Origin of the sequence: Streptomyces sp. NPDC017936 (assembly GCF_044328485.1) — a bacterium.
Classification (GTDB): Bacteria; Actinomycetota; Actinomycetes; order Streptomycetales; family Streptomycetaceae; genus Streptomyces.
The window spans coordinates 25,905-46,212 of record NZ_JBIRHK010000022.1 but is presented as its reverse complement, the minus strand read 5'-3'; the positions used below and the strand labels follow the sequence as shown (position 1 = coordinate 46,212).

Sequence of the window (20,308 nt, the reverse complement as noted above, 5' to 3'; positions counted from 1 at the left end):
TTCATCCCTGGGTCTTCTGGATAGCTTCGCGAAGCACCTGGCGGTCGTCGAACGGACGGACCACACCGGCGATGTCCTGGCCCTGCTCATGGCCCTTGCCCGCGACCAGCACGGTGTCCCCGGGCCGCGCGCGGCCGACGGCGGCGGCGATCGCGGCGGCCCGGTCCTCGAAGAGCTGGACCTCGCCGCGCTCGTGGGCCGGCACGGACGCGGCGCCCTGGAGCATCGTCGCGAGGATCGCGAGGGGGTCCTCGGAGCGGGGGTTGTCGGAGGTCAGTACGGCCGTGTCGGCGAGCCGGGCGGCGGCGGCGCCCATCGGCGCGCGCTTGGTGACGTCCCGGTCCCCGCCGCAGCCGAGCACGACGTGCAGCCGGCCCTCGGTGACCTCGCGCAGTGCCTGGAGGACCGACTCGACGGCGTCCGTCTTGTGCGCGTAGTCGACGACGGCGAGGTAGGGCTGCCCGGCGTCCACCCGCTCCAGCCGGCCCGGTACGCCCGGGACCGCGGCGATGCCGTCGGCGGCGGTCTGCGGGTCGAGGCCGGCGGCGGCGAGGGCGACGAGGGCGGCGAGGGTGTTGGCCACGTTGAAGGGGCCGGCGATCGGCGACCTCGCGGTGATCCGCTCCCCGCGCGGTCCGACCGCGGTGAACGTCGAGTCCACCGGACCGACCCGGACGTCCACGGCACGCCAGTCGGCGTCGGGGTCGCCCTCGGCGGAGAACGTGACGACCGGGACCTCGGCCTCGCGGGCCAGCCGGCGGCCGTACGCGTCGTCCAGGTTGACCACGCCGAGCCTGCTGCGGCCGCGCGTGAAGAGCTGCGCCTTGGCCCGGAAGTAGTCCTCCATGCCGGAGTGGAACTCCATGTGCTCCGGGCTGAGGTTGTTGAAGACGGCGACGTCGAAGACGCAGCCGTCGACCCGGCCGAGGACCAGGGCGTGGCTGGAGACCTCCATCGCGACCGCCTCGACGCCGCGCTCGCGCATGACGGCGAACAGGGCCTGGAGGTCGGTGGCCTCGGGGGTGGTCCGCTCCGACCTGACGCGCTCGTCGCCGATGCGCATCTCGACGGTGCCGATGAGTCCCACCCGGCGCGCGCCACCGCCCCCGGCCGTGTCGCGGGAGGCCTTCAGGCCGCCTTCGACGAGGTAGGCGGTGGTGGTCTTGCCCGAGGTGCCGGTGATGCCGATCTTGAGCAGGTCCTCGCCGGGACGGCCGTAGACCGTGGCCGCCAGCTCGCCCATCCGTCCGCGCGGGTCGTCGACGACCAGGACCGGCAGGCCGGCCGCGGCGGCGCGCTCGGCGCCGGCCGGGTCGGTCAGCACGGCGACCGCGCCCAGGTCCGCGGCCTGGGCGACGAAGTCGGCGCCGTGCGCGCGGGCGCCCGGCAGGGCGGCGTACAGGTCGCCGGGGCGGACGGCGCGCGAGTCGTGGGTGATCCCCGTGACCTCGGCGGCGCCCTCTGGCGTGACGGCACCCAGCTGATCGGCGAGCTCCGCGAGGGGTGTCGCGGAGACCTGAACCGGTCGCGGCGGTCCCGGACGAGTCACGGGAGCGCCCTTCTGGGTGGTTTGGGACTGATCAGCGTGTGGCACGGCGGTGAGCGTACCGGGCACACCCGCCTGCGGGCGAAGCGAGGGCGCGGACGGGGCCTCGGGCGGGGCGTGGTCACCGGGATCGGGAGTGATCATGGTCACGGGCTGGTTTCCTGGCTGGTTCGGCGCCGGACACCGGCGGGCCGGTGCCGGCCGGCGGGACGGAGGGGGGACGGCCGGGGGGTCAGGGAGCGAAGGAGACCGGGAGGCTCGCGGCCTTCGCCCCGGTCGGGGGGACCTGCAGGGTCTTCAGGGCGAACTCCATGACCTGCTTGAAGACCGGGCCGCAGATCTGGCCGCCGAAATAGCTGCCCTCGGTGGCGTTCTGGATCGCGCAGTAGACGGTGACGCGGGGGTTGTCGGCGGGTGCGAACCCGGCGAAGGACGAGGTGTAGCCACGATACTTGCCGGTGGCCGGATCCACTCGGTTCGCGGTACCGGTCTTGCCCGCCACGCGGTAGCCGGGGATGCGCGCCCGGGTGCCCGTGCCCTCCTCGTCGTCCACGACCGACTCCAGCATCTGGGCGAGGGTCTTGGCCGTCTTCTGGCTGATCACCCGCGACTTCCCGGGGGCCTCGGCCGGGGTGAAGCGTCCGTCGGGCCCCTTGGTGCCGCGCACCAGCGTCGGCTCGACGCGGACACCGCCGTTGGCGATGGTCGAGTAGACGGAGGCCGCCTGGACCGCGTTGATGGACACGCCCTGGCCGAAAGGGATCGTGTACTGCTGCGAGGTGGACCACTGGCCGGGCGGGGCGAGGATGCCCTTGGTCTCGCCGGGGAAGCCGAGCCCGGTGTAGCTGCCGATGCCGAACTTGCGCAGGTAGGAGTAGAGGACCTGGTTCGCCTGGGGCTGCGTCTCGCCGAGCTGGCCGGTGGCCAGGATGGTGCCGATGTTGCTGGACTTGGCGAGCACGCCGTTGAGCGTGAGGTACCAGGTCGGGTGGTCGATGTCGTCCTGGAAGAGCCGGTCCCCGCGGTGCAGCCGGTTGGGCACGGTGACGTGCGTCAGCGGGGTGGCGGCCTTCTCCTCCAGCACGGCGGCCATCGACATGACCTTGGCGGTGGAGCCGGGCTCGTAGGCATCCTGCAGGGCCGCGTTGCCGAGGGCCGCGGGGTCCGCGTCGGACAGGTCGTTGGGGTCGAAGCCGGGCGAGTTGGCCATGGCGAGGATCTCGCCGGTGCGGGTGTCCTGGACGACGACGTAGCCGCGGTCGGCCCGGGACTTCTCCACCTGTTCGGTGATCGCGTCCTGCGCGGCCCACTGGATGTCGCGGTCGATCGTCAGCTCGACGTCGGAGCCGGGCACGGCGGGCGTCTCGGTGGAGCCCACGGTGGGCACCTGGCGGCCGCCGGACTGGGCGTAGCGGATCTTGCCGTCCTTGCCGGACAGGGTCGCGTTCAGCATCTGCTCGATGCCGCCGCCGCCCTTGCCCTCGGCGTTGACCCAGCCCAGTATCCCGGCGGCGATGTCGCCGTTGGGGTACACGCGCTTGCTGCTGGGGACGGAGAAGACGCCGGCGAGGACGTTGACCGTGGAGGCGTCCGTCTCGGACTTGGTGACGAGCGCGGACTTCAGGTCCTTGATCTGCTTCCAGACCTGCGGGGTCTGGCGGCCGGCCAGCTTGGTGTAGCGCGTCGTGGGGTCCTTGGGCCGCAGCTTCCCGACGAGGTCGGCCTGCTCCTGGCCGAGGATCGGCGCGAGGAGGGCGGCCGCCCGCTCGGGGCCGTCGGCGACCTTCAGCTGCTTCGGCGCGAACATCGTCGGGTCGGCCGTGATGTCGTAGGCGTCCTCGCTGGTCGCCAGGGCGACCCCGGAACGGTCGGTGATCTCGCCGCGCTCGGCGGCGAGCACCTGGCCGACGTACCGGTTCTGTTCGGCCTTGGCGGCGTACGTGCTCGCGTCCACGGCCTGGACCTGCAGCAGCCGGACGACGAAGGCGATCAGGACGAGCGCCAGCGCGAGGCCGACCAGGCGCAGTCGGGGCCGGGGACTGCCGAGCCGGATGACGCGGGGGGCCGCCGGGCGGTTCGCGGGGCGGGCCGCGGCCGGGCCACGGGCCGGCCGGGCGCCGGGCCCGGGCCGTCGCTGCGCCGGCGACGCGGGGCGGGCGGACCGGGACGGGCCGGGCACGCGCCGGCGCGGCGGTTGCCTGTCGGACACTTCCGTCACCTGCCGGGAGTCGTGGGGAGGGCTGCGGCCGGGGCGGGGGCGGCCGGGTACGGGGCGGTCGCGAGGGCCCCGGGAGCGGACGCCGCGGGGGACGGTGCGCCGGGGGCGGGCGTGGCCGGGGGCAGGCCGGTCGCGAGGGCCTCGGGCGGCCGTACGGCCATGGGGACGTCCGCCGCGGACCGCTCGGCGGCCGCCGAGGGAACGCCCTTCACGGTGCCGTCGGGGGCGAGGAAGGCCGGGTCGCCGCCGGGGACCATGCCGAGTTCGCGGGCGCGCCGCTGGAGGGCGTCCGGGGCGGAGTAGGAGTCGATGTCCCGCTGGAGCGCCTGTTCCTCGTCGGTGAGGTTCTTGGTGTCCTTCTGGAGGTCGTCCATCTTGAACGCGCCTTCGCTCAGTGCGGAGTTCAGCACGAGCAGCCCGATGAGGCCGCCGCCGAGGAGCAGGACGACGAGCAGGACGAACGGGGTGCGGGCGGCCCGGCGCGGGCCCGCCGGGAACAGCCGCGCGAGCCGGGCGGCCCTCCCCTTCAGTTCGGGTTTCCTGCTCACTCGTCCTCCCCTGAGTCGCCGTCGTGGCCCCGCTGGACGGGGGTGTCTCCCGGCGCGCCCGTCACTCGACGTCCTCCCTGATGCGCTCGGCCCCGCGCAGCCGCGCCGGGGCGGCCCGCCGGTTCTCGGCGACCTCTTCCTCGGTGGGAAGTTCGGCACCGCGCGTGAGCAGCTTGAGCCGCGGCTGGTAGCGCTCGGGCACCACCGGCAGCCCGGGCGGGGCGGTGGTGGCGGCGCCGGCCGCGAACACCTGCTTCACCAGCCGGTCCTCCAGCGAGTGGTACGACAGCACGGCGATCCGTCCGCCGACGTCGAGGGCCTTGACCGCGGCCGGGATCGCCCGCTCCAGGACGGCGAGCTCACCGTTGACCTCGATGCGCAGCGCCTGGAAGGTGCGCTTGGCCGGGTTGCCGCCGGTCCGCTTGGCGGCCTGCGGAAGGGCGTTGCGGATCAGCTCGACCAGCCGGGCGCTGTGGGTGAACGGCTCCTTCTCGCGCTCGCGCACGATCGCGGAGACGATCCGCTTGGCCTGCTTCTCCTCGCCGTACGCCCGCAGGATGCGCACGAGTTCGCCCGCCGGGTAGGTGTTGAGGACCTCGGCGGCGCTGATGCCGGTCGTCTGGTCCATGCGCATGTCGAGCGGGGCGTCCTGGGCGTAGGCGAACCCCCGCCCGGCCTCGTCGAGTTGCATGGAGGACACGCCCAGGTCGAAGAGCACGCCCTGCACGCGCGGGACGCCGAGGCGCCCGAGCACCTCGGGCAGTTCGTCGTACACGGCGTGGACGAGGGTGGCGCGGTCCCGGTAGGGCGCCAGGCGCTCACCGGACAGGCGCAGGGCCTCCGTGTCGCGGTCGAGGGCGACGAGGCGGGCCTCGGGGAAGCGGGTGAGCAGGGCCTCGCTGTGCCCGCCGAGGCCCAGGGTGCAGTCGACGACGACCGCTCCGGGCCGCTGGAGGGCGGGGGCCAACAGATCCAGGCACCGCCGGAGCATCACCGGGACGTGCCGGCTCTGTCCCTCCCGCCGCTCGTCACCACCCGTGTTCGAATGCGCTTCGCGCCCCTGCACTCTGGGCCCTCTCAGATCCGGCGGGCGGGTACGCACCGCCGGGTCCCCGCCCTCCCCCGGCGAACCGGGGACCCCCGGGGAAGGGGAGGTCGGCCGGCGCCGGAAGCGTCAGCCGACCGGGAGCGGGAGGAGGCCGAGCCGTACGTACGCGCCGCGCACGCGGGGAGATCTCCGGCCGCCGAGCCGGGGTCTCACGAGCAATTCACCAGCAGGAAGATCGTCGCCTCCCGCTTCGCGCCACTTTAGTCCACCCTGTCTCGCGGTCAATCAACCGGCCTGCGCGTCGCGGGCCGGCCGGGGCGCGAAGCGGCGAACCGACGGAATTCACCCGCCCGGCCGCCGTGCGCTCCCTCCTGTGGCTTACCTCACAGCCATGGCGTGATGACGCACTTTTTCCCCCCTCACAACAGGACCACGAAGGCGGTGACCAGTAACGTCATGCTTATGACGACTTCTGCATCCGTCCCCGCCGGCTCCGGGAGCGCCCTGCACGGCGACACCGTGACCGACCGCCTGATCGACGCGAACGAGCGGTACGCCGCCCGGTTCACCGACCCCGGCATGGACGCCCGTCCGGTGCTGCACGTGGCGGTCGTGGCCTGCATGGACGCCCGGCTCGACCTGCACGCGGCCCTCGGATTGGAACTCGGCGACTGTCACACCATCCGCAACGCGGGCGGTGTCGTCACCGACGACGTCATCCGCTCCCTCACCATCAGCCAGCGCAAGCTGGGCACGCGCAGCATCGTGCTCATCCACCACACCAACTGCGGCCTTGAGTCGATCACCGAGGATTTCCGTAACGAACTGGAGATGGAGGTGGGTCAGCGCCCCGCCTGGGCCGTGGAGGCGTTCCGGGACGTCGACCAGGACGTGCGGCAGTCGATGCAGCGGGTGCGGACCTCGCCGTTCCTGCTGCACAACGACGACGTGCGCGGCTTCGTCTTCGACGTGAAGACGGGTCTGCTGCGCGAGATCGATCCGGAGTGACCGTCCTAAGACCTGACATATCGCTGTCAGTTGTCCACAGGCGAGTGACACGAATCGGTAACGGCGGCAAGAATGCGGGAGTGGTGTCACGCGGGACTTCCCCCGCGTGATGCCCGTGTTTCGGGGTGGGCCGTCCGCACAGCAGAGCGCGGCCCGGATGAACGGGCCGAGGAGGGCCGGGTGACGACCTATGACGATCGAGCGAGCCTCACTGATCTGACCGCCACTGTGGAGCGCGTCCGCAGTTCGGTGGAAGGAGTGATCGAAGGCAAGCCCGAGGTCGTACGGCTTTCGCTGACCGTGCTGCTCGCCGAGGGACACCTCCTCATCGAGGACGTCCCCGGCGTCGGCAAGACGATGCTGGCGAAGGCGCTGGCCCGGTCCATCGACTGTTCGGTGCGGCGCATCCAGTTCACGCCCGACCTGCTGCCGTCGGACATCACCGGCGTGCCGATCTGGGACCAGCAGCGCCGTGACTTCGAGTTCAAGCCGGGCGCGATCTTCGCGCAGATCGTGATCGGCGACGAGATCAACCGCGCCTCGCCCAAGACGCAGTCCGCGCTGCTGGAGTCGATGGAGGAGCGCCAGGTCACCATCGACGGGCAGTCCTACGAGCTGCCCAGCCCCTTCATGGTGGTGGCCACGCAGAACCCGGTCGAGATGGAGGGCACCTACCCGTTGCCCGAGGCCCAGCGCGACCGTTTCATGGCCCGCGTCTCCATCGGCTACCCGAGCCCCGAGGCCGAGCTGCAGATGCTCGACGTGCACGGCGGGGTGAGTCCGCTGGACGACCTCCAGCCGGTGGCGCACGCGCACGAGATCGTGAAGCTGATCGACGCCGTCCGCGGGGTCCACGTCGCGGAAGTCGTTCGCCGCTACGCGGTCGACCTGGTCGCCGCCACGCGGACCCATCCCGACCTCAGACTCGGTGCCTCGCCGCGCGCGACGCTGCACCTGCTGCGCGCGGCGAAGGCGTCCGCCGCCCTCGGCGGACGGGACTACGCGCTCCCGGACGACGTGCAGAACCTCGCCGTGGCCGTCCTCGCCCACCGCCTGCTGCCCACCGCCCAGGCCCAGCTCAACCGCCGTACGTCGGAGCAGGTCGTCGAGGAGATCCTCCAGCGCACGCCGGTGCCGGCGGCCCCCCAGCAGCGCGCCTTCGGCGTGGGCGGCGGGGCGCAGGCGTACGGCCAGCAGCCGCCGCGGAGGCTGTGATGGCCGCCGGGGGGACCGGGCAGGCGGCGGCCGGTCGCGGCGAGAAGGGCGCCGTCCGCACCGCCCTGGCCGGTCTGACCACCCGGGGCCGCTCCTTCCTGGCCGCCGGCGTGGCGGCGGCCGTCTGCGCCTACGTCCTCGGCCAGCCCGACCTGTTGCGGGTCGGGCTGCTGCTGGCCGTGCTGCCCCTGGTCTGCGCCGCCGTCGTCTACCGCACCCGCTACCGGGTCGCCGGCAGCCGCCGGCTCTCCCCGGCGCGCGTGCCCGCCGGCAGCGAGGCCCGCGTCCACCTGCGGATGGACAACGTCTCCCGGCTGCCCACGGGCCTGCTGATGCTCCAGGACCGGGTGCCGTACGTGCTCGGTCCGCGCCCCCGCTTCGTCCTGGACCGGGTGGAGGCGGGCGGGCGCCGTGAGGTGTCCTACCGGGTCCGCTCCGACCTGCGCGGCCGCTACCCGCTGGGTCCGCTCCAGCTGCGGCTGAACGACCCGTTCGGCATGTGCGAGCTGACCCGTTCCTTCTCGGCGTACGACACGCTGACGGTCGTCCCGCGCGTGGAGCCGCTGCCGCCGGTCCGGCTGAGCGGTGAGGCCAAGGGCTACGGCGACGGACGGCAGCGCGCGCTGGCCCTGGCCGGCGAGGACGACGTCATCCCGCGCGAGTACCGCTACGGCGACGACCTGCGCCGCGTGCACTGGCGCTCCACGGCACGCCACGGCGAGCTGATGGTCCGCCGCGAGGAGCAGCCCCGGCGCTCGCGCTGCACGGTGCTCCTGGACACCCGGGGCCTGGCCTACGAGGGCGCGGGCCCCGATTCGGCCTTCGAGTGGGCGGTCTCGGCGACCGCTTCCGTGCTGGTGCACATGCTGGAGCGGGGTTTCTCCGTCCGGCTGCTCACCGACACGGGCAACTCCGTGCCCGGCGAGGGCGCCGACGGGTTCGCCGGCGCGAACCAGGAGTCCGCGGACGCGGCGGGCCTGATGATGGACACCCTCGCGGTGATCGACCACTCCGACGGCACCGGCCTGTCCCGGGCCTACGACGTGCTGCGCGGGGGCAACGAGGGGCTGCTGGTGGCCTTCCTCGGCGATCTGGACGAGGAGCAGGCCGCGGTGGCGGCGAAGATGCGCCAGCGCAGCGGGGGCGCGGTGGCCTTCCTGCTGGACGACGCCGGCTGGGGGCGTGAACCGAACGGCGTGCCCGATCCGATGAACAGGACGGAGGAGCGGCTGCGGATGCTGCGCGAGGCGGGCTGGACGGCCGTGAGCGTGCCGCGGGGCGCTCCGCTGACCGAGCTGTGGCGCCGGGCCGACCGGGAGCGCTCCGGCGTGGTGACGGCGGCCGGGACGAGCGGAAGGAAGGCGGGATCATGAGCGGACGGGCGCGACTGACGCTGTGCTCGGCCGCGGCCACGCTGATGGCCTCCAGCGCCCTGCTGCCCCTGGTCGACCCGGCGACGTGGATCCTCCAGGCGGCGTTCCTGCTGGCGGTCCAGTCCGGGGTGGGCGCGGCGGCCCGGCGGATCCCGCTGGCCCGGCCGCTGACCGTGCTGGCCCAGACCCTCGTCACGCTGGTGCTGCTGACCTTGGTCTTCGCCCGGGAGCAGGCCCTCGCGGGGCTGGTGCCGGGTCCGGACGCCTTCCAGCACTTCGCCGACCTGCTGCGGGCCGGCGCGGACGACGTGGGGCGGTACGCGATCCCGGCCCCGCTGTCCGACGGCATCCGGCTGATGATGGTCGGCGGTGTGCTGCTGATCGGCCTGACCGTGGACACCCTCGCGGTGACCTTCCGCAACGCGGCCCCGGCCGGCCTGCCCCTGCTCGCGCTGTACTCGGTCGCCGCGGGCCTGTCCGACGGGGCCGCCGACTGGCTGTGGTTCCTGGTCGCCGCCGCCGGTTACCTGATGCTGCTGCTCGCCGAGGGCCGGGAGCGGCTCTCGCAGTGGGGCCGTGTCTTCGGCGGCGCCCCGCGCTCGCCGGGCGGGCCGGCCGGACCGGTGGCACCGGTGCGCACCGGGCGGCGCATCGGCGCGGTCGCCCTGGGCGTGGCCCTGGCGGTGCCGCTGCTGCCGCTGCCCGCGATCGACGGCGGCCTGCTGGACGGGACGGGCACCGGCGTGGGCCAGGGCACCGGCGGCGGGGGCACGATATCCGCGGTCAACCCGCTGGTGTCGCTGCGCGACAGCCTGAACGTGGACGAGGACCGCACGGTCCTGACCCTGCGCACCAGCACCACGGACATCTCCGACCTGTACCTGCGGATCGTCTCCCTCGACGACTTCGACGGCACCACCTGGAAGCCGTCGAAGCGGAACATCGTCGCCGTGCCGGACCGGATGCCCGCCCCCGTCGGCCTGCGCCCGGACGTCCGGCGCTCGGAGATCACGACCCGGGTCTCGGCCGCCGACTGGTACGCCCAGGACTGGCTGCCGATGCCCTACCCGCCGAGCGACGTCCGGGTCGGCGGGAAGTGGCGGTACGAGCCGGTCGGCATGACGCTCGTCGGCGACCACGGCCAGACGACGCGCGGCAAGACGTACGAGGTCGACAGTCTCGAGGTGCGGCCGACGGCACAGCAGCTGGCCTCGGCGCCCCGGGCGTCCGGGTCGTTCCGGGACGAGTACACCGAGGTGCCGGGCTCGCTGCCCCCGGTGGTGTCGCGCACGGCCCGCGAGGTGACCAAGGACGCGGCCGACGACTACGGGCGGGCGGTCGCGCTCCAGGACTACTTCGCCGTGACCGGCGGCTTCGAGTACGACACCGAGGTCGAGGTCGGCAGCGGCACGGACGCGATCGCCCGCTTCCTGCGGGACAAGCAGGGCTTCTGCGTCCACTTCTCCTTCGCGATGGCGGCGATGGCCCGCACGCTGGACATACCGGCCCGGGTCTCGGTGGGCTTCGCCCCCGGTTCGCCGCAGGCGGACGGTTCGGTGGCGGTCGGGCTGAAGGACGCGCACGCCTGGCCGGAGCTGTACTTCGAGGGCGTGGGCTGGACCCGCTTCGAGCCGACCCCCACCCGTGGCACGACGCCCGCCTACACCGTTCCGGACGCCTCGGGCAACACGCTCCCCGAGCTGCCGCAGGCCTCGCGCTCGGCGGACGCCGCGCCGTCGGACGCGCCGTCGGCGAGCACGAGCTGCTCGGTGGACGACAAGAAGCTCGACGGCTGCACCAGCGCGCTGCCGCTGGACGAGGCGGAGCAGGGCGGCGGGGGCACCCCGTGGTACGGGATCGCCGGTTGGACGCTGCTGGGCGCGGCGGCGCTGGTCGTGCCGCTGCTGCCGATGCTGTGGCGGCTGAGACGGCGCTCGGTGCGGCTGGCCTCGGCCCAGCACGCCGGGTCCGCGGCGGCCGACCGGAGCCCGGGGCCGCGCGCGGACGACGGCGGACGGCCGGACGCCGGGGCCGGTGCGGCGGTGCTGCCGGACGTGCCGGCGCACGAGACGACGGAGGCGGCCGTCGGGCACGTGCTGGCGGTCTGGCGTGAGCTCACCGACACCGCCTGGGACTACGGCATCCCGCCCGACGAGGCGCTCACGCCCCGGCGGGCGGCCGAGCGGATCGCCCGGCTCGGGGAGCTGGACGAGGCGGCGGCCCGCGCGGTGCGGCGGGTCGCGGGGGCCGTGGAGCAGGTCCTGTACGCCCCGCGGCCGCGGGCCGCGGCGGGCCTGGCCGACGATGTGCGCGAGGTGCGGGCGGCCCTGCGGGCACGGGTCGGCCGGCGCACCCGGCTGCGGGCGGTCGTCGCGCCGCGTTCGGCCGTCCGTGCGGTGTGGGATCTCGCCGACCGCTGGGCGGCCGTGAAGGCGGCCTGGGCGGCCCGGCTGGCCACGCTGACGCGCCGCCCGTCGCCGTCCGGGCACGAGGGCGGCTGAGGCGGCGGGAGCGGGCGCGGCCGGCTCCGCCCGCTCCCGGGCCTGCGGGCCTGCAGGCCCGCGGAACGGGCCGGAGAGCCGGGAGGGCCGGCGCGAGGACGGAGACGGCGTTCGGCCCGGGGCCCGGAAGCTGCTTCCGGGGGCCGGGGCCGGGGGCCGGGGCCGAACACCGTGGTCCGGCCGTGGCAGGCGCCGGTGGCGACGAGGCCGAGCTGACGACAGGGCTGCGCCGCGGGGGGGCCGAGCCGGTGAGAGGCCCGCGCCCGCTACGGGCTCGCGTCGACGACAGGCCTGCGCCGGTGACAGGGCCGCGCCGGCCGGCAGGTCCGTGCCACCGGCGGCGGGCGGCCGATGACGGTGCCTGCCGGTGGACCGGCGGTCGTCGTCGGTGCCCCGGTCCGTCGGCGCGGGCAGGCGGGCGGGGGGTACTGCCGACGGTGGGGCGCATGCGTGAGGGGGTGACCACCCGGGTCGGGTGGTCACCCCCTCACGAACGTCGGTGTCCGGCGATGCCGGGAGCCGGTGGCCGGGTCAGTGGCCGTGGCCGCCCTGTTCGTCACGGCGGCGCTGCCAGCGCTGCTCGATCCGGTCCATCATGGAGCGCTTCGGCCGTCCCTGGCCGCGAGCGTGCGGGGCCGAGGTGCCCGTCGGCTGTTCGCCCGGCTTGGGGGCCTTGCGCCAGCCGGTCACGGCGAGAACCGCGCACCCCAGCATGACGAGGAAGCCCACCACGCTGAGCCAGACCTGCTTGGCGACCATACCGGCCATGAGGAGCGCGATACCCACGAGGAAGCCCGCGACTGCCTGGTAGACCCGCCGCCGGGTGTACGTACGCAGCCCGCTTCCCTCAAGCGCCGACGCGAACTTGGGATCTTCGGCGTACAGCGCTCGCTCCATCTGCTCGAGCATGCGCTGCTCGTGCTCCGAGAGCGGCACGGAGTCCTCCTCATCGTGCAGTCGCCGGGGCGACCCGGGGGGTCCCTTCAGGATAGGCAGGGAATCGCCCCCGTGAAACCCGCCCCTCTGCGCCAATTGGCCAACCGGAGCCCGCCATGGACGTCCCGGCCCGCTGAAATCTCCATTCCCCAGCGGCCGACCCGTCATGCCGGGCGGTCTCCCTCGATCATACGGCGCACTGCGCCCGAACGGGGGGCCTGTGGCGTACTCCATGTGCAGCCGCGCCGCTGATCAGCGGCGCGCGCCGGGAGGCCGCTCAGGCCCCGTCGGCCCCCCGGGTCTCGCCGAGCACGTGGAGCTGGGTGGCCACGGAGTGGAAGGCGGGCAGTTCCGCCGCCGCCTCCTCGAGCTTCAGCAGGGCTTCCAGGGCGCCCGGCTCGGTGTCGACGAGCACGCCGGGGACGAGGTCGGCGAAGACCCGTACGCCGTGCACCGCGCCCACCCGGAGACCGGCGGCCTCGACCAGCGCGGTGAGCTGCTCCGCGGTGAAGCGGTGGGGGACGGGGTCCCCCTCGCCCCAGCGGCCGTCCGGGTCGGCGAGGGCCTGGCGGGCCTCCGTGAAGTGGCCGGCGAGGGCGCGGGCGAGCACGGCTCCGCCGAGACCGGCGGCGAGCAGGCTGAGGACGCCCTCGGGGCGCAGCGCGGCCACCACGTTGCGGACGCCCTCGGCCGGGTCGTCGACGTACTCCAGGACGCCGTGGCACAGGACGGCGTCGTAGCCGCCGCGCTCGACGACGTCGAAGAGGCCGTGGGCGTCCCCCTGCACGCCCTGGACGCGGTCGGCGACGCCGGCCTCGGCGGCGCGGCGCTCCAGGGCGAACAGCGCGTTCGGGCTGGGGTCGACGACGGTGACCCGGTGCCCGAGGCGGGCGACGGGCACCGCGAACTTGCCGCTGCCGCCACCGGTGTCGAGGACGTCCAGGGACTCACGGCCCGTGGCCTTGACCCGCTGGTCGAGGGCGTCCTGGAGGACCTCCCAGACCACGGCGGTACGGAGGGAGGCGCGGGACCGGGAGAGGTCGCCGCCCAGCGGCGCCGTGTGGGGGCGGTGGTGGGAGACGGGAGGGCGCATCGGGTCCGACACGGCAGTTGACTCCTCGGCGCGGCACCGCCTCTTGCACGGCGGAGCGAACGGGGCGCCTTCCCGGCCCGGCTGCGGGAGGAGGGAAGGCTTCAGGCGCTCTCCACCCTATTGCCTCCGGCGCCCCGCCCGGTCATCGCGGGTGGGCGGCCGGCCGGGCCCCGGAGGACGCCGCCGCGCGATCTTTCCGCCGCGCGCGGCCGGTCACCCCGCGTCCGGCATGTTCGGCTCCGCTCCCGGCGTCTCGGGTCCGTCGCCCTCCTGGCGGGGCGGGGGCAGGATCGGCTGGAGGACCAGCATGCGTTCCACGAGGCGGAGGAACATCGCCACGTCGCGTATCAGGTCGTCGGCGTCCCGGCGGGTGGCCGCGCCCTGGATTCCGGCCTCGGCCCGGGCGCGGCGCCGGGCTCCGGAGGCGAACAGCGCGCTCCACTCGGTGAGTTCGGGCGCGATCTCGGGGAGCACTTCCCAGGCGCTCCGGATGCGGGCCCGGCGCCGGGGCGTGCTCTCCGGCCGGCCGCGGGCGGCGAGCACGGCGGCGGCGGTGCGCAGGGCCGCGAGGTGAGCCGTGGCGTAGCGCTCGTTGGGGGTGTCGAGGACGGTCGCCTCGTCCAGTCCGGCGCGGGCCTGGGCGAGCAGGTCGAGGGCGGCGGGCGGGGCCGTGGCCCGGCGCAGTACGGGGTGCACGTCGCTCGCCGGGCCGGTCAGTGAGGGGGCAGGGCCGGTGCCGCGGCGCCGACGGGCGGCTGCTGCGTGGTGGCTGGCCATGACGAACCTCCTGTCGTCTGTGTGACGGCATGCCCTGACACGGGATGCCGTATGTGCCCATCGTGAGGTATGCCACTGACAATCCGTTCTGACCTGGGCTTTTGCTTCGAGCGAAAGTTCGGGTTAGTTTTTGCACTGACCAGTCAGTTCAAAAATGTCGGGACGCGAGGCACAGGGGGAACCGTGGACGGAGTCGGCGTCAGCGCCGAGGGGTTCGGGCTCAAGGGCCCTCGCGGATGGGCCTTCCGGAACGTCGACGTCGACGCGGAGCCCGGTTCGCTGATCGTGATCGAGGGTCCGTCGGGCTCCGGCCGGACCAGCCTGCTGCTCGCGCTCACCGGGCGGATGAAGGCCACGGCGGGCACGGCGACCGTGGGCGCGGCGCGGCTGCCCCAGCAGTCGGCGGCGGTCCGCCGGTTCAGCGCCCTGGCCCACGTCACCGGCGTGACCGACCTGGACCCGGCCCTCACCGTCGGCGAGCACCTGCGCGAACGGGCCCTGCTGGAGAGGCGGTTCACCGGCTCCGTACGGGAACTGCTGCGTCCGCGCGCGGAGAAGGCCGGCCGGACGAAGCTGCGGGTGGACGCCGCGCTGTCCGCGGCGGGACTGGACCTCGCCTCCCTGCCGAAGGGCCCGCGGACCGCCGTACGCGACCTGGAGCGGCTGGAGGCGCTGCGGCTGTCCGTGGCGCTGGCCCTCGTCGGCCGGCCGCGGCTGCTCGGTGTCGACGACGCCGACCTGAAGCTCTCCGCGGCCGAACGCGCCGAGGTGCACGCCCTGTTGGCGTCGCTCGCGCAAGCGGGCACGACCGTCGTCGCCGTGTGCGCGGACGCCCCCGGGGGAGCCGTGAGGATCACCACCCACGACGAGTGCCACGAGACGACGGGGACAACCCCCGCGGACACGGCGGACACCACCGCCGCGCCCGGGGCCACGGACGGGACCGACACGGCCGACACGACGGAGACCACGGACGCGACCGACACGGCCGACACGACGGAGACCACGGACGGGACCGACACGGCCGACACGACCGAAGCCGCGGACGGAACCGACACGACCGAAGCCGCGGACGGGACCGGCACGACCGGCGGGACCGGCACCACCCGCGCGACCGACGCGCAGGACGAGAACGCCGACAAGGAGGACACGGCCGATGCGCTCGCCGAAACTCGCCGCGCTTGAGCTGCGCCGGTTCGGCCGGGGGAAGCTCCCCCGGGCCGCCCTGGTGGCGCTCCTGCTGCTGCCCCTGCTCTACGGCGCGCTGTACCTGTGGTCCTTCTGGGACCCGTACGGGCGGCTCGACCGGATCCCCGTGGCGCTGGTGAACGACGACGAGGGCGCGACCGCCGACGGCGGGAGGATCGACGCCGGCGACGACATCGTCGAAGGCCTGCGCGAGAGCGAGGTGTTCGACTGGCACGAGGTGAGTGCCGCACAGGCACGCGCGGGCGTGGAGGACGGGACGTACTACCTGTCGCTCACCATGCCGGCCGACTTCAGCAGGCGGATCGCCTCCAGCGCGGGGGACTCCCCGGAGACGAGCGCCCTCCAGGTGCGGACGAACGACGCGAACAACTACATCGTCGGGCAGATCTCCCGGACGGTCTTCAGCGAGGTGCGCACGGCCGCGTCGACGAAGGCGTCCCGCTCCTTCCTGGACAAGATCTTCATCTCGTTCTCCGACATCCACGGCAAGACGGTGGAGGCCGCCGACGGGGCCGACGACCTCAAGGGCGGCATCGGCAAGGCGGAGCAGGGCTCCGAGGACCTCGCCGACGGCCTGAAGGACGCCAAGACGGGCAGCGGCAAGCTGTCCAAGGGGCTGAAGAAGCTCGACAAGGGCGCCGACGACCTGGAGGACGGTTCGCAGAAGGTCGCGGACGGCACCCGGACGCTCGCCGACAAGGTCAACGCGGTCGCCGGCAAGGTGGGGCCCTTCCTGGAGGACAACGAGAAGACCATCGGGGACACCGCCCGGTTCGTCGCCGACACGGCGGGCGACCTCCGCGACGGCCTCGACACGCTCGTGGAACAGGCCCCGGTCGCCGCCGGGAACGCCCGCTCGGACTCCGCCGAGCTGAACGACGTCCACCGCACCCGCTGCGAGACCCCGGCGCTGCCCGACGCCGCCTGCTCCGACCTGAAGAAGGCCAAGGACGCCGCGGCCGGCGTGGCGGCCGTCGCCGGGGACCTCGACACCCTGATCACCGACCACGCCGAGGACCTGAAGAAGCTCGACACCCACCTCGGCACGCTCCAGGAGCAGGCCCAGGCGCTCGCCGACCGCGCGCCGCACCTCTCCGAGGACGTCGACGACGCCGTGTCCCGGATCAACGAGCTGAACACGGGAGCCGCCAAGGTGGCCGCGGGCGCCGAGAAGCTGCACACCGGCCTCGGCACGGCCAAGACCGGGGCCGAGGACCTCGACAAGGGCGTCGGCAAGCTCAAGACGGGCGCCGAGGACCTCAACGGCGGGATGTACAAGCTGGTCGACGGCTCCGCGAAGCTCGCCGGCGGGCTGCACGACGGCGCCGAGCAGATCCCCGACTACGACGAGCAGGACCGCGACGCGCGCACCGCCGTCATGGCCGACCCGGTGCAGCTCGCCTCCCACGACCTGCACAAGGCGCCCAACTACGGCACCGGGTTCGCCCCGTACTTCATCCCGCTGTCCCTGTGGGTGGGCGCGATGGTGGCGTACATGCTGATCCCGCCGATGAACCGGCGCGCGCTCGCCGCGGGCGCCTCCGCGTGGCGGATCGCGCTGGCGGGCTGGCTCCCGGTGGTGGTGATCGGGGTGCTCCAGACGACGGCGCTGATGGCGGTGCTGCACTGGCTGGTCGGGCTGGAGATGGCACGGGCGGCCGGGACGGTCGGCTTCCTGTTCCTGGTGACGGCCTGCTTCGCGGCCCTGGTGCAGTGGCTCAACGCCCGCTTCGGCGCGGCGGGCCGGATCCTCGTCCTCGCCCTGCTGATGCTCCAGCTGACGTCCGCGGGCGGCACCTACCCGGTGCAGACGAGCCCCGGCTTCTTCAACGCCCTCCACCCGTTCCTGCCGATGAGTCACGTCGTCGAGGCGCTCCGCCGGCTCATCACGGGCGGCGGCCTGGAACCGGTGTGGCACGCGTGCGTGGTGCTGGTCGCCTTCACCGCCGGCGCCCTCGCGCTGACCGCCCTGTCCGCGCGCCGCCGCCAGGTGTGGACGCTGGACCGGCTGCACCCGGAGCTGAGCCTGTGAGGACCGGGCGTACGGAGGGCCGGGTTGCTGTGACAATCGGGACCATGGAAAGCAGCACCACGTCGGGCGGTCGCACCCGCCGCGAGGCCACTCGCCAGAAGCTCTACGAGGCGGCCGTCACCCTCATCGCCGAACAGGGCTTCTCCGCCACCACGGTGGACGAGATCGCCGAGCGGGCAGGCGTCGCGAAGGGCACGGTCTACTACAACTTCGCGAGCAAGTCGGTCCTCTTCGAGGAACTGTTGCGGCACGGCGTGGGCCTGCTCACCGCCTCCCTGCGGGAGGCGGCCGAACAGACGGCGCGCGGGGGCGGCAGCCGGGTCGACGCCCTGGACGCGATGATCCGCGCGGGCCTCGTCTTCATCGACCGCTACCCGGCGTTCACCCAGCTGTACGTGGCCGAGCTGTGGCGCACCAACCGGGCCTGGCAGTCCACCCTCATGGTGGTGCGGCAGGAGGCGGTGGCCGTCGTGGAGGACGTGCTGCGCGAGGGCATCGACGGCGGCGAGTTCAGCGACGAGATCGACGTGCCGCTGACGGCGGCCGCGCTGGTCGGCATGGTGCTGGTGGCCGCCCTCGACTGGCAGGCCTTCCAGCCGGAGCGCTCCCTGGACGACGTCCACGCGGCGCTGTCCCGGCTGCTGCAGGGCCGGGTGAGCGGTCAGCGCCACGGGCGGGAAGGGGCGTAGCGGCCGGGAGGCTCCCGGGGCCGGCGCCCGCGACGGGGAAACGCCGGCCCGCCGTGGCCGCGTGTCCCGCGAGCCACCGCGAACCGGCGCCCCTTCGTGCTCCCCCCCCGCTGTTCCCCCGTTCCCTCCCCGTTCGGCCGTTCCCCCGGGTCTCCCCCGTGCCTCGCTCCCGCCGACCGGGCCGGCGGAAGGAGCGGTCGAGGGCCGGCGCCGTTCCGCCGCCCCGTGTCGGCGGTGCCGGTGCCGTGCCCCGTTCCGTGCCTCCACTCTCCCGTCCGCACCGCGCGGCCCCCATCCGCGCGCGTACTCATCTCCGTGCCTAGGTACACGTACTCAGGGCTGTGTGCTCGTCCCCGCGCCCCGGCGCGGCCGCCCGGTGACGAGCGCGTCCGTCCGCGTACTCCCCCGGTGAGGCGGGCCCCCGGCCCGGCGGTGTCACCGCCGGTGGCGGCCGATAAAGTCGCGGGCATGGCACGGATTGCGGTGATCGGCGCCGGGATGGGCGCCCTGGCGGCCGCCGCCCGGCTGGCCGTCGCCGGCCACCGGGTGGCGGTGTACGAGCGGACGGAGACGTACGGCGGTGCGGTGCGCCGCTTCGAGCGGGACGGCTTCTCCTTCGACACCGGGCCCGGTCTGCTCCCCCTGCCGGCGGTCTGGCGGGACCTGTTCGTCAAGACCGGCAAGGAGCCGCTGGAGGCGTGCGTCGAGCTGGTCCAGGTCGACCCCTGCGCCCGGCACGTGTTCGCGGACGGCAGCGAGGTCCTGCTGCCGAACGCCTCGCGCGCGGGAGTGGTCTCCGCCCTGGAGGAGACGCTGGGCGCGGGCGCCGGGCAGCGCTGGGGCGACTTCCTGGTCCGGGCCCGCGAGGCCTGGGACCGCACCCGCAGACCGCTGCTGGAGGAGCCCCTGTGGCCGAACTGGCGGGTGCTGGCCGAGCGTGAGCCCTACCCGTCGGTCCCGCACAAGCGCCTGCTGCGCACCCGCCGGGCCGGCACGCTCGCCGAGATCGGCGCCTGGGAGCTGCGCGACGCCCGGCTCGCCGCGCTGCTGGAGGGCCACGCGCTCGCGTACGGCCTCGATCCCCGGGCCACCCCGGCGAGCGCGGCCGTCCTGCCGTACATGGAGCACGCCTTCGGCGCGTGGTACGTGCGCGGGGGGATGCGGGAACTGGCCCGCGCGGTGTACGAGCGGTGCCTGGCCCGCCGCGTCGAGTTCTTCTTCGGCGCCGAGGTCGTCCGGGTGCTGGAGAAGGACGGCCGGGCGGCGGGTGTGGAACTGGCCGGGGGCCCCTCCGGAGCTGTCGGCGCCGGGGGCGGGACGGTGGTGGAGGCGGACTTCGTGGTCGCCCCCGGCACCCTGTACGGCGCCCCGGCGGGCGTTCCCGCGCGCGGGGACGGCGAGCCGGCGCCCCGGCGGGGCCTGCCCAGCCGGCTGACCGTGCTGCTCGCGCTGCGCGGCGGACGCCCCGGAGGAACCGCGCACCGCACGGTGGTGCACACCGAGGACCGCGACGGCGAGCTCGAGAGCCTCTTCGGCACCGCGCCGGGACTGCCGGAGCGCCCGACGGTCACCGTCCTGCGGCCCGACGACCCGGCGCCGGTGCCGGACGCCGACCACGAGGCGGTCGTCCTGAGCTGCGTGGTTCCCGCGGGTGCGGACGTGCCCGGTGACTTCGCGGACGTCCTGATCACCACCGCCGAGCGGGCCCTGCCCGGTCTGCGGGAGCACGTCCTGTGGCACGAGGTGCGCACGCCCGCCGCCGTCGCGGCGGAGACCGGGGCGGAGGGCGGGTCCGTCCCGCCGCCGGCGCTGGCCGCGGGCGGCGGCCGGCTGCTGCATCCGGCGAACTCCACCGGTCTGCGGGGCCTGTTCACCGTGGGCGGCTGGGCGCATCCGGGCGGCGGTCTGCCGCACGCGGGCATGTCGGGCGCGCTGGTGTCGGGGCTGATCGTGGAGGGACCGGAGTTCCGCGGCTCCCGGTGAGCCCCGGCGGCGCTCACCGGGCGCCGGCGGACCCCGGAGCCGGCCGCCCGCCCGGAGCGGTCACCGCGGCCGGGACCGGTCGCGGTCGCGCGGAGCGGCCGCCCCGTCCCCGGGCGGCTCGGCCCGGCGCGT

At 74.5% G+C, this 20,308-nt stretch carries 15 protein-coding genes; 8 read left to right on the top strand and 7 right to left on the bottom strand.

The annotated features are described in order from the left end of the window. Nucleotide 1 precedes the first annotated feature (1 nt). The 4 genes from ACH4F6_RS34905 to rsmH all read right to left on the bottom strand — a co-directional run bounded on the left by ACH4F6_RS34905 (nucleotide 2) and on the right by rsmH (nucleotide 5,378). A complete protein-coding gene (locus tag ACH4F6_RS34905; protein ID WP_397964395.1) occupies nucleotides 2-1,696 on the bottom strand; it encodes a UDP-N-acetylmuramoyl-L-alanyl-D-glutamate--2,6-diaminopimelate ligase in 1,695 nt (564 codons plus the stop codon). Nucleotides 1,697-1,778: 82 nt separating this feature from the next. Next, nucleotides 1,779-3,755: a peptidoglycan D,D-transpeptidase FtsI family protein gene (locus tag ACH4F6_RS34900; RefSeq protein WP_397964394.1), complete on the bottom strand. Its 1,977-nt coding sequence runs from the start codon at nucleotides 3,753-3,755 to the stop codon at nucleotides 1,779-1,781. Nucleotides 3,756-3,760: 5 nt separating this feature from the next. After that, nucleotides 3,761-4,312 carry a septum formation initiator family protein gene (locus ACH4F6_RS34895; protein WP_397964393.1) on the bottom strand — a complete coding sequence of 184 codons (552 nt, stop codon included), beginning with the start codon at nucleotides 4,310-4,312 and terminating at the stop codon, nucleotides 3,761-3,763. A 61-nt stretch (nucleotides 4,313-4,373) separates the two neighbouring features. After that, nucleotides 4,374-5,378 (bottom strand): 16S rRNA (cytosine(1402)-N(4))-methyltransferase RsmH, encoded by a 1,005-nt coding sequence (gene rsmH, locus ACH4F6_RS34890; protein ID WP_397964392.1) that lies wholly within the window; start codon nucleotides 5,376-5,378, stop codon nucleotides 4,374-4,376. A 444-nt stretch (nucleotides 5,379-5,822) separates the two neighbouring features. Between rsmH and ACH4F6_RS34885 the strand changes: the two genes are divergently transcribed. From ACH4F6_RS34885 to ACH4F6_RS34870, 4 genes are all read left to right on the top strand, one after another. Beyond that, nucleotides 5,823-6,368, top strand: coding sequence for a beta-class carbonic anhydrase (locus ACH4F6_RS34885; protein ID WP_397964391.1), 546 nt, complete (start codon nucleotides 5,823-5,825; stop codon nucleotides 6,366-6,368). 180 nt (nucleotides 6,369-6,548) lie between these two features. Beyond that, the gene (locus ACH4F6_RS34880; RefSeq protein WP_397964390.1) at nucleotides 6,549-7,583 is read left to right on the top strand and encodes an AAA family ATPase; all 1,035 of its coding nucleotides are present in this window, start codon (nucleotides 6,549-6,551) and stop codon (nucleotides 7,581-7,583) included. Next, entirely contained in the window at nucleotides 7,583-8,956 is a 1,374-nt protein-coding gene (locus tag ACH4F6_RS34875) for a DUF58 domain-containing protein (protein ID WP_397964389.1), read from the top strand. The genes ACH4F6_RS34880 and ACH4F6_RS34875 overlap by 1 nt, the downstream gene beginning before the upstream one ends. Then, complete coding sequence (locus ACH4F6_RS34870; RefSeq protein WP_397964388.1) at nucleotides 8,953-11,457, top strand: transglutaminaseTgpA domain-containing protein; 2,505 nt, start codon at nucleotides 8,953-8,955, stop codon at nucleotides 11,455-11,457. Before ACH4F6_RS34875 ends, ACH4F6_RS34870 begins: the two co-directional genes overlap by 4 nt. A 531-nt stretch (nucleotides 11,458-11,988) precedes the next feature. On the opposite strand, the gene ACH4F6_RS34865 is transcribed toward ACH4F6_RS34870, so the two are convergent. The 3 genes from ACH4F6_RS34865 to ACH4F6_RS34855 all read right to left on the bottom strand — a co-directional run bounded on the left by ACH4F6_RS34865 (nucleotide 11,989) and on the right by ACH4F6_RS34855 (nucleotide 14,263). Beyond that, entirely contained in the window at nucleotides 11,989-12,393 is a 405-nt protein-coding gene (locus tag ACH4F6_RS34865) for a DUF3040 domain-containing protein (protein ID WP_397964387.1), read from the bottom strand. A 277-nt stretch (nucleotides 12,394-12,670) separates the two neighbouring features. Continuing rightward, nucleotides 12,671-13,498 carry a methyltransferase gene (locus ACH4F6_RS34860; protein WP_397964386.1) on the bottom strand — a complete coding sequence of 276 codons (828 nt, stop codon included), beginning with the start codon at nucleotides 13,496-13,498 and terminating at the stop codon, nucleotides 12,671-12,673. Between the two features lie 201 nt (nucleotides 13,499-13,699). After that, on the bottom strand, nucleotides 13,700-14,263 hold the full coding sequence (locus ACH4F6_RS34855; RefSeq protein WP_397964385.1) for an SAV_6107 family HEPN domain-containing protein: 564 nt from the start codon (nucleotides 14,261-14,263) through the stop codon (nucleotides 13,700-13,702). Nucleotides 14,264-14,446: 183 nt separating this feature from the next. On the opposite strand from ACH4F6_RS34855, the gene ACH4F6_RS34850 reads away from it, so the two are divergent. The 4 genes from ACH4F6_RS34850 to ACH4F6_RS34835 all read left to right on the top strand — a co-directional run bounded on the left by ACH4F6_RS34850 (nucleotide 14,447) and on the right by ACH4F6_RS34835 (nucleotide 20,176). Next, on the top strand, nucleotides 14,447-15,448 hold the full coding sequence (locus ACH4F6_RS34850; RefSeq protein WP_397964384.1) for an ATP-binding cassette domain-containing protein: 1,002 nt from the start codon (nucleotides 14,447-14,449) through the stop codon (nucleotides 15,446-15,448). Next, a complete protein-coding gene (locus ACH4F6_RS34845) occupies nucleotides 15,420-17,504 on the top strand; it encodes a YhgE/Pip family protein (RefSeq protein WP_397964383.1) in 2,085 nt (694 codons plus the stop codon). The genes ACH4F6_RS34850 and ACH4F6_RS34845 overlap by 29 nt, the downstream gene beginning before the upstream one ends. Nucleotides 17,505-17,548: 44 nt before the next feature. After that, entirely contained in the window at nucleotides 17,549-18,193 is a 645-nt protein-coding gene (locus ACH4F6_RS34840) for a TetR/AcrR family transcriptional regulator (RefSeq protein WP_397964382.1), read from the top strand. Nucleotides 18,194-18,661: 468 nt separating this feature from the next. Next, complete coding sequence (locus ACH4F6_RS34835; RefSeq protein WP_397964381.1) at nucleotides 18,662-20,176, top strand: phytoene desaturase family protein; 1,515 nt, start codon at nucleotides 18,662-18,664, stop codon at nucleotides 20,174-20,176. Nucleotides 20,177-20,308: the final 132 nt, after the last annotated feature.

Coding starts and splice junctions, on each gene's coding strand:
- ACH4F6_RS34875 (WP_397964389.1), top strand. CDS start 7,583: ATGGCCGCCGGGGGGACCGGGCAGGCGGCGGCCGGTCGCGGCGAGAAG.
- ACH4F6_RS34855 (WP_397964385.1), bottom strand. CDS start 14,263: ATGGCCAGCCACCACGCAGCAGCCGCCCGTCGGCGCCGCGGCACCGGC.
- ACH4F6_RS34840 (WP_397964382.1), top strand. CDS start 17,549: ATGGAAAGCAGCACCACGTCGGGCGGTCGCACCCGCCGCGAGGCCACT.
- ACH4F6_RS34835 (WP_397964381.1), top strand. CDS start 18,662: ATGGCACGGATTGCGGTGATCGGCGCCGGGATGGGCGCCCTGGCGGCC.
- ACH4F6_RS34885 (WP_397964391.1), top strand. CDS start 5,823: ATGACGACTTCTGCATCCGTCCCCGCCGGCTCCGGGAGCGCCCTGCAC.
- ACH4F6_RS34845 (WP_397964383.1), top strand. CDS start 15,420: ATGCGCTCGCCGAAACTCGCCGCGCTTGAGCTGCGCCGGTTCGGCCGG.
- ACH4F6_RS34870 (WP_397964388.1), top strand. CDS start 8,953: ATGAGCGGACGGGCGCGACTGACGCTGTGCTCGGCCGCGGCCACGCTG.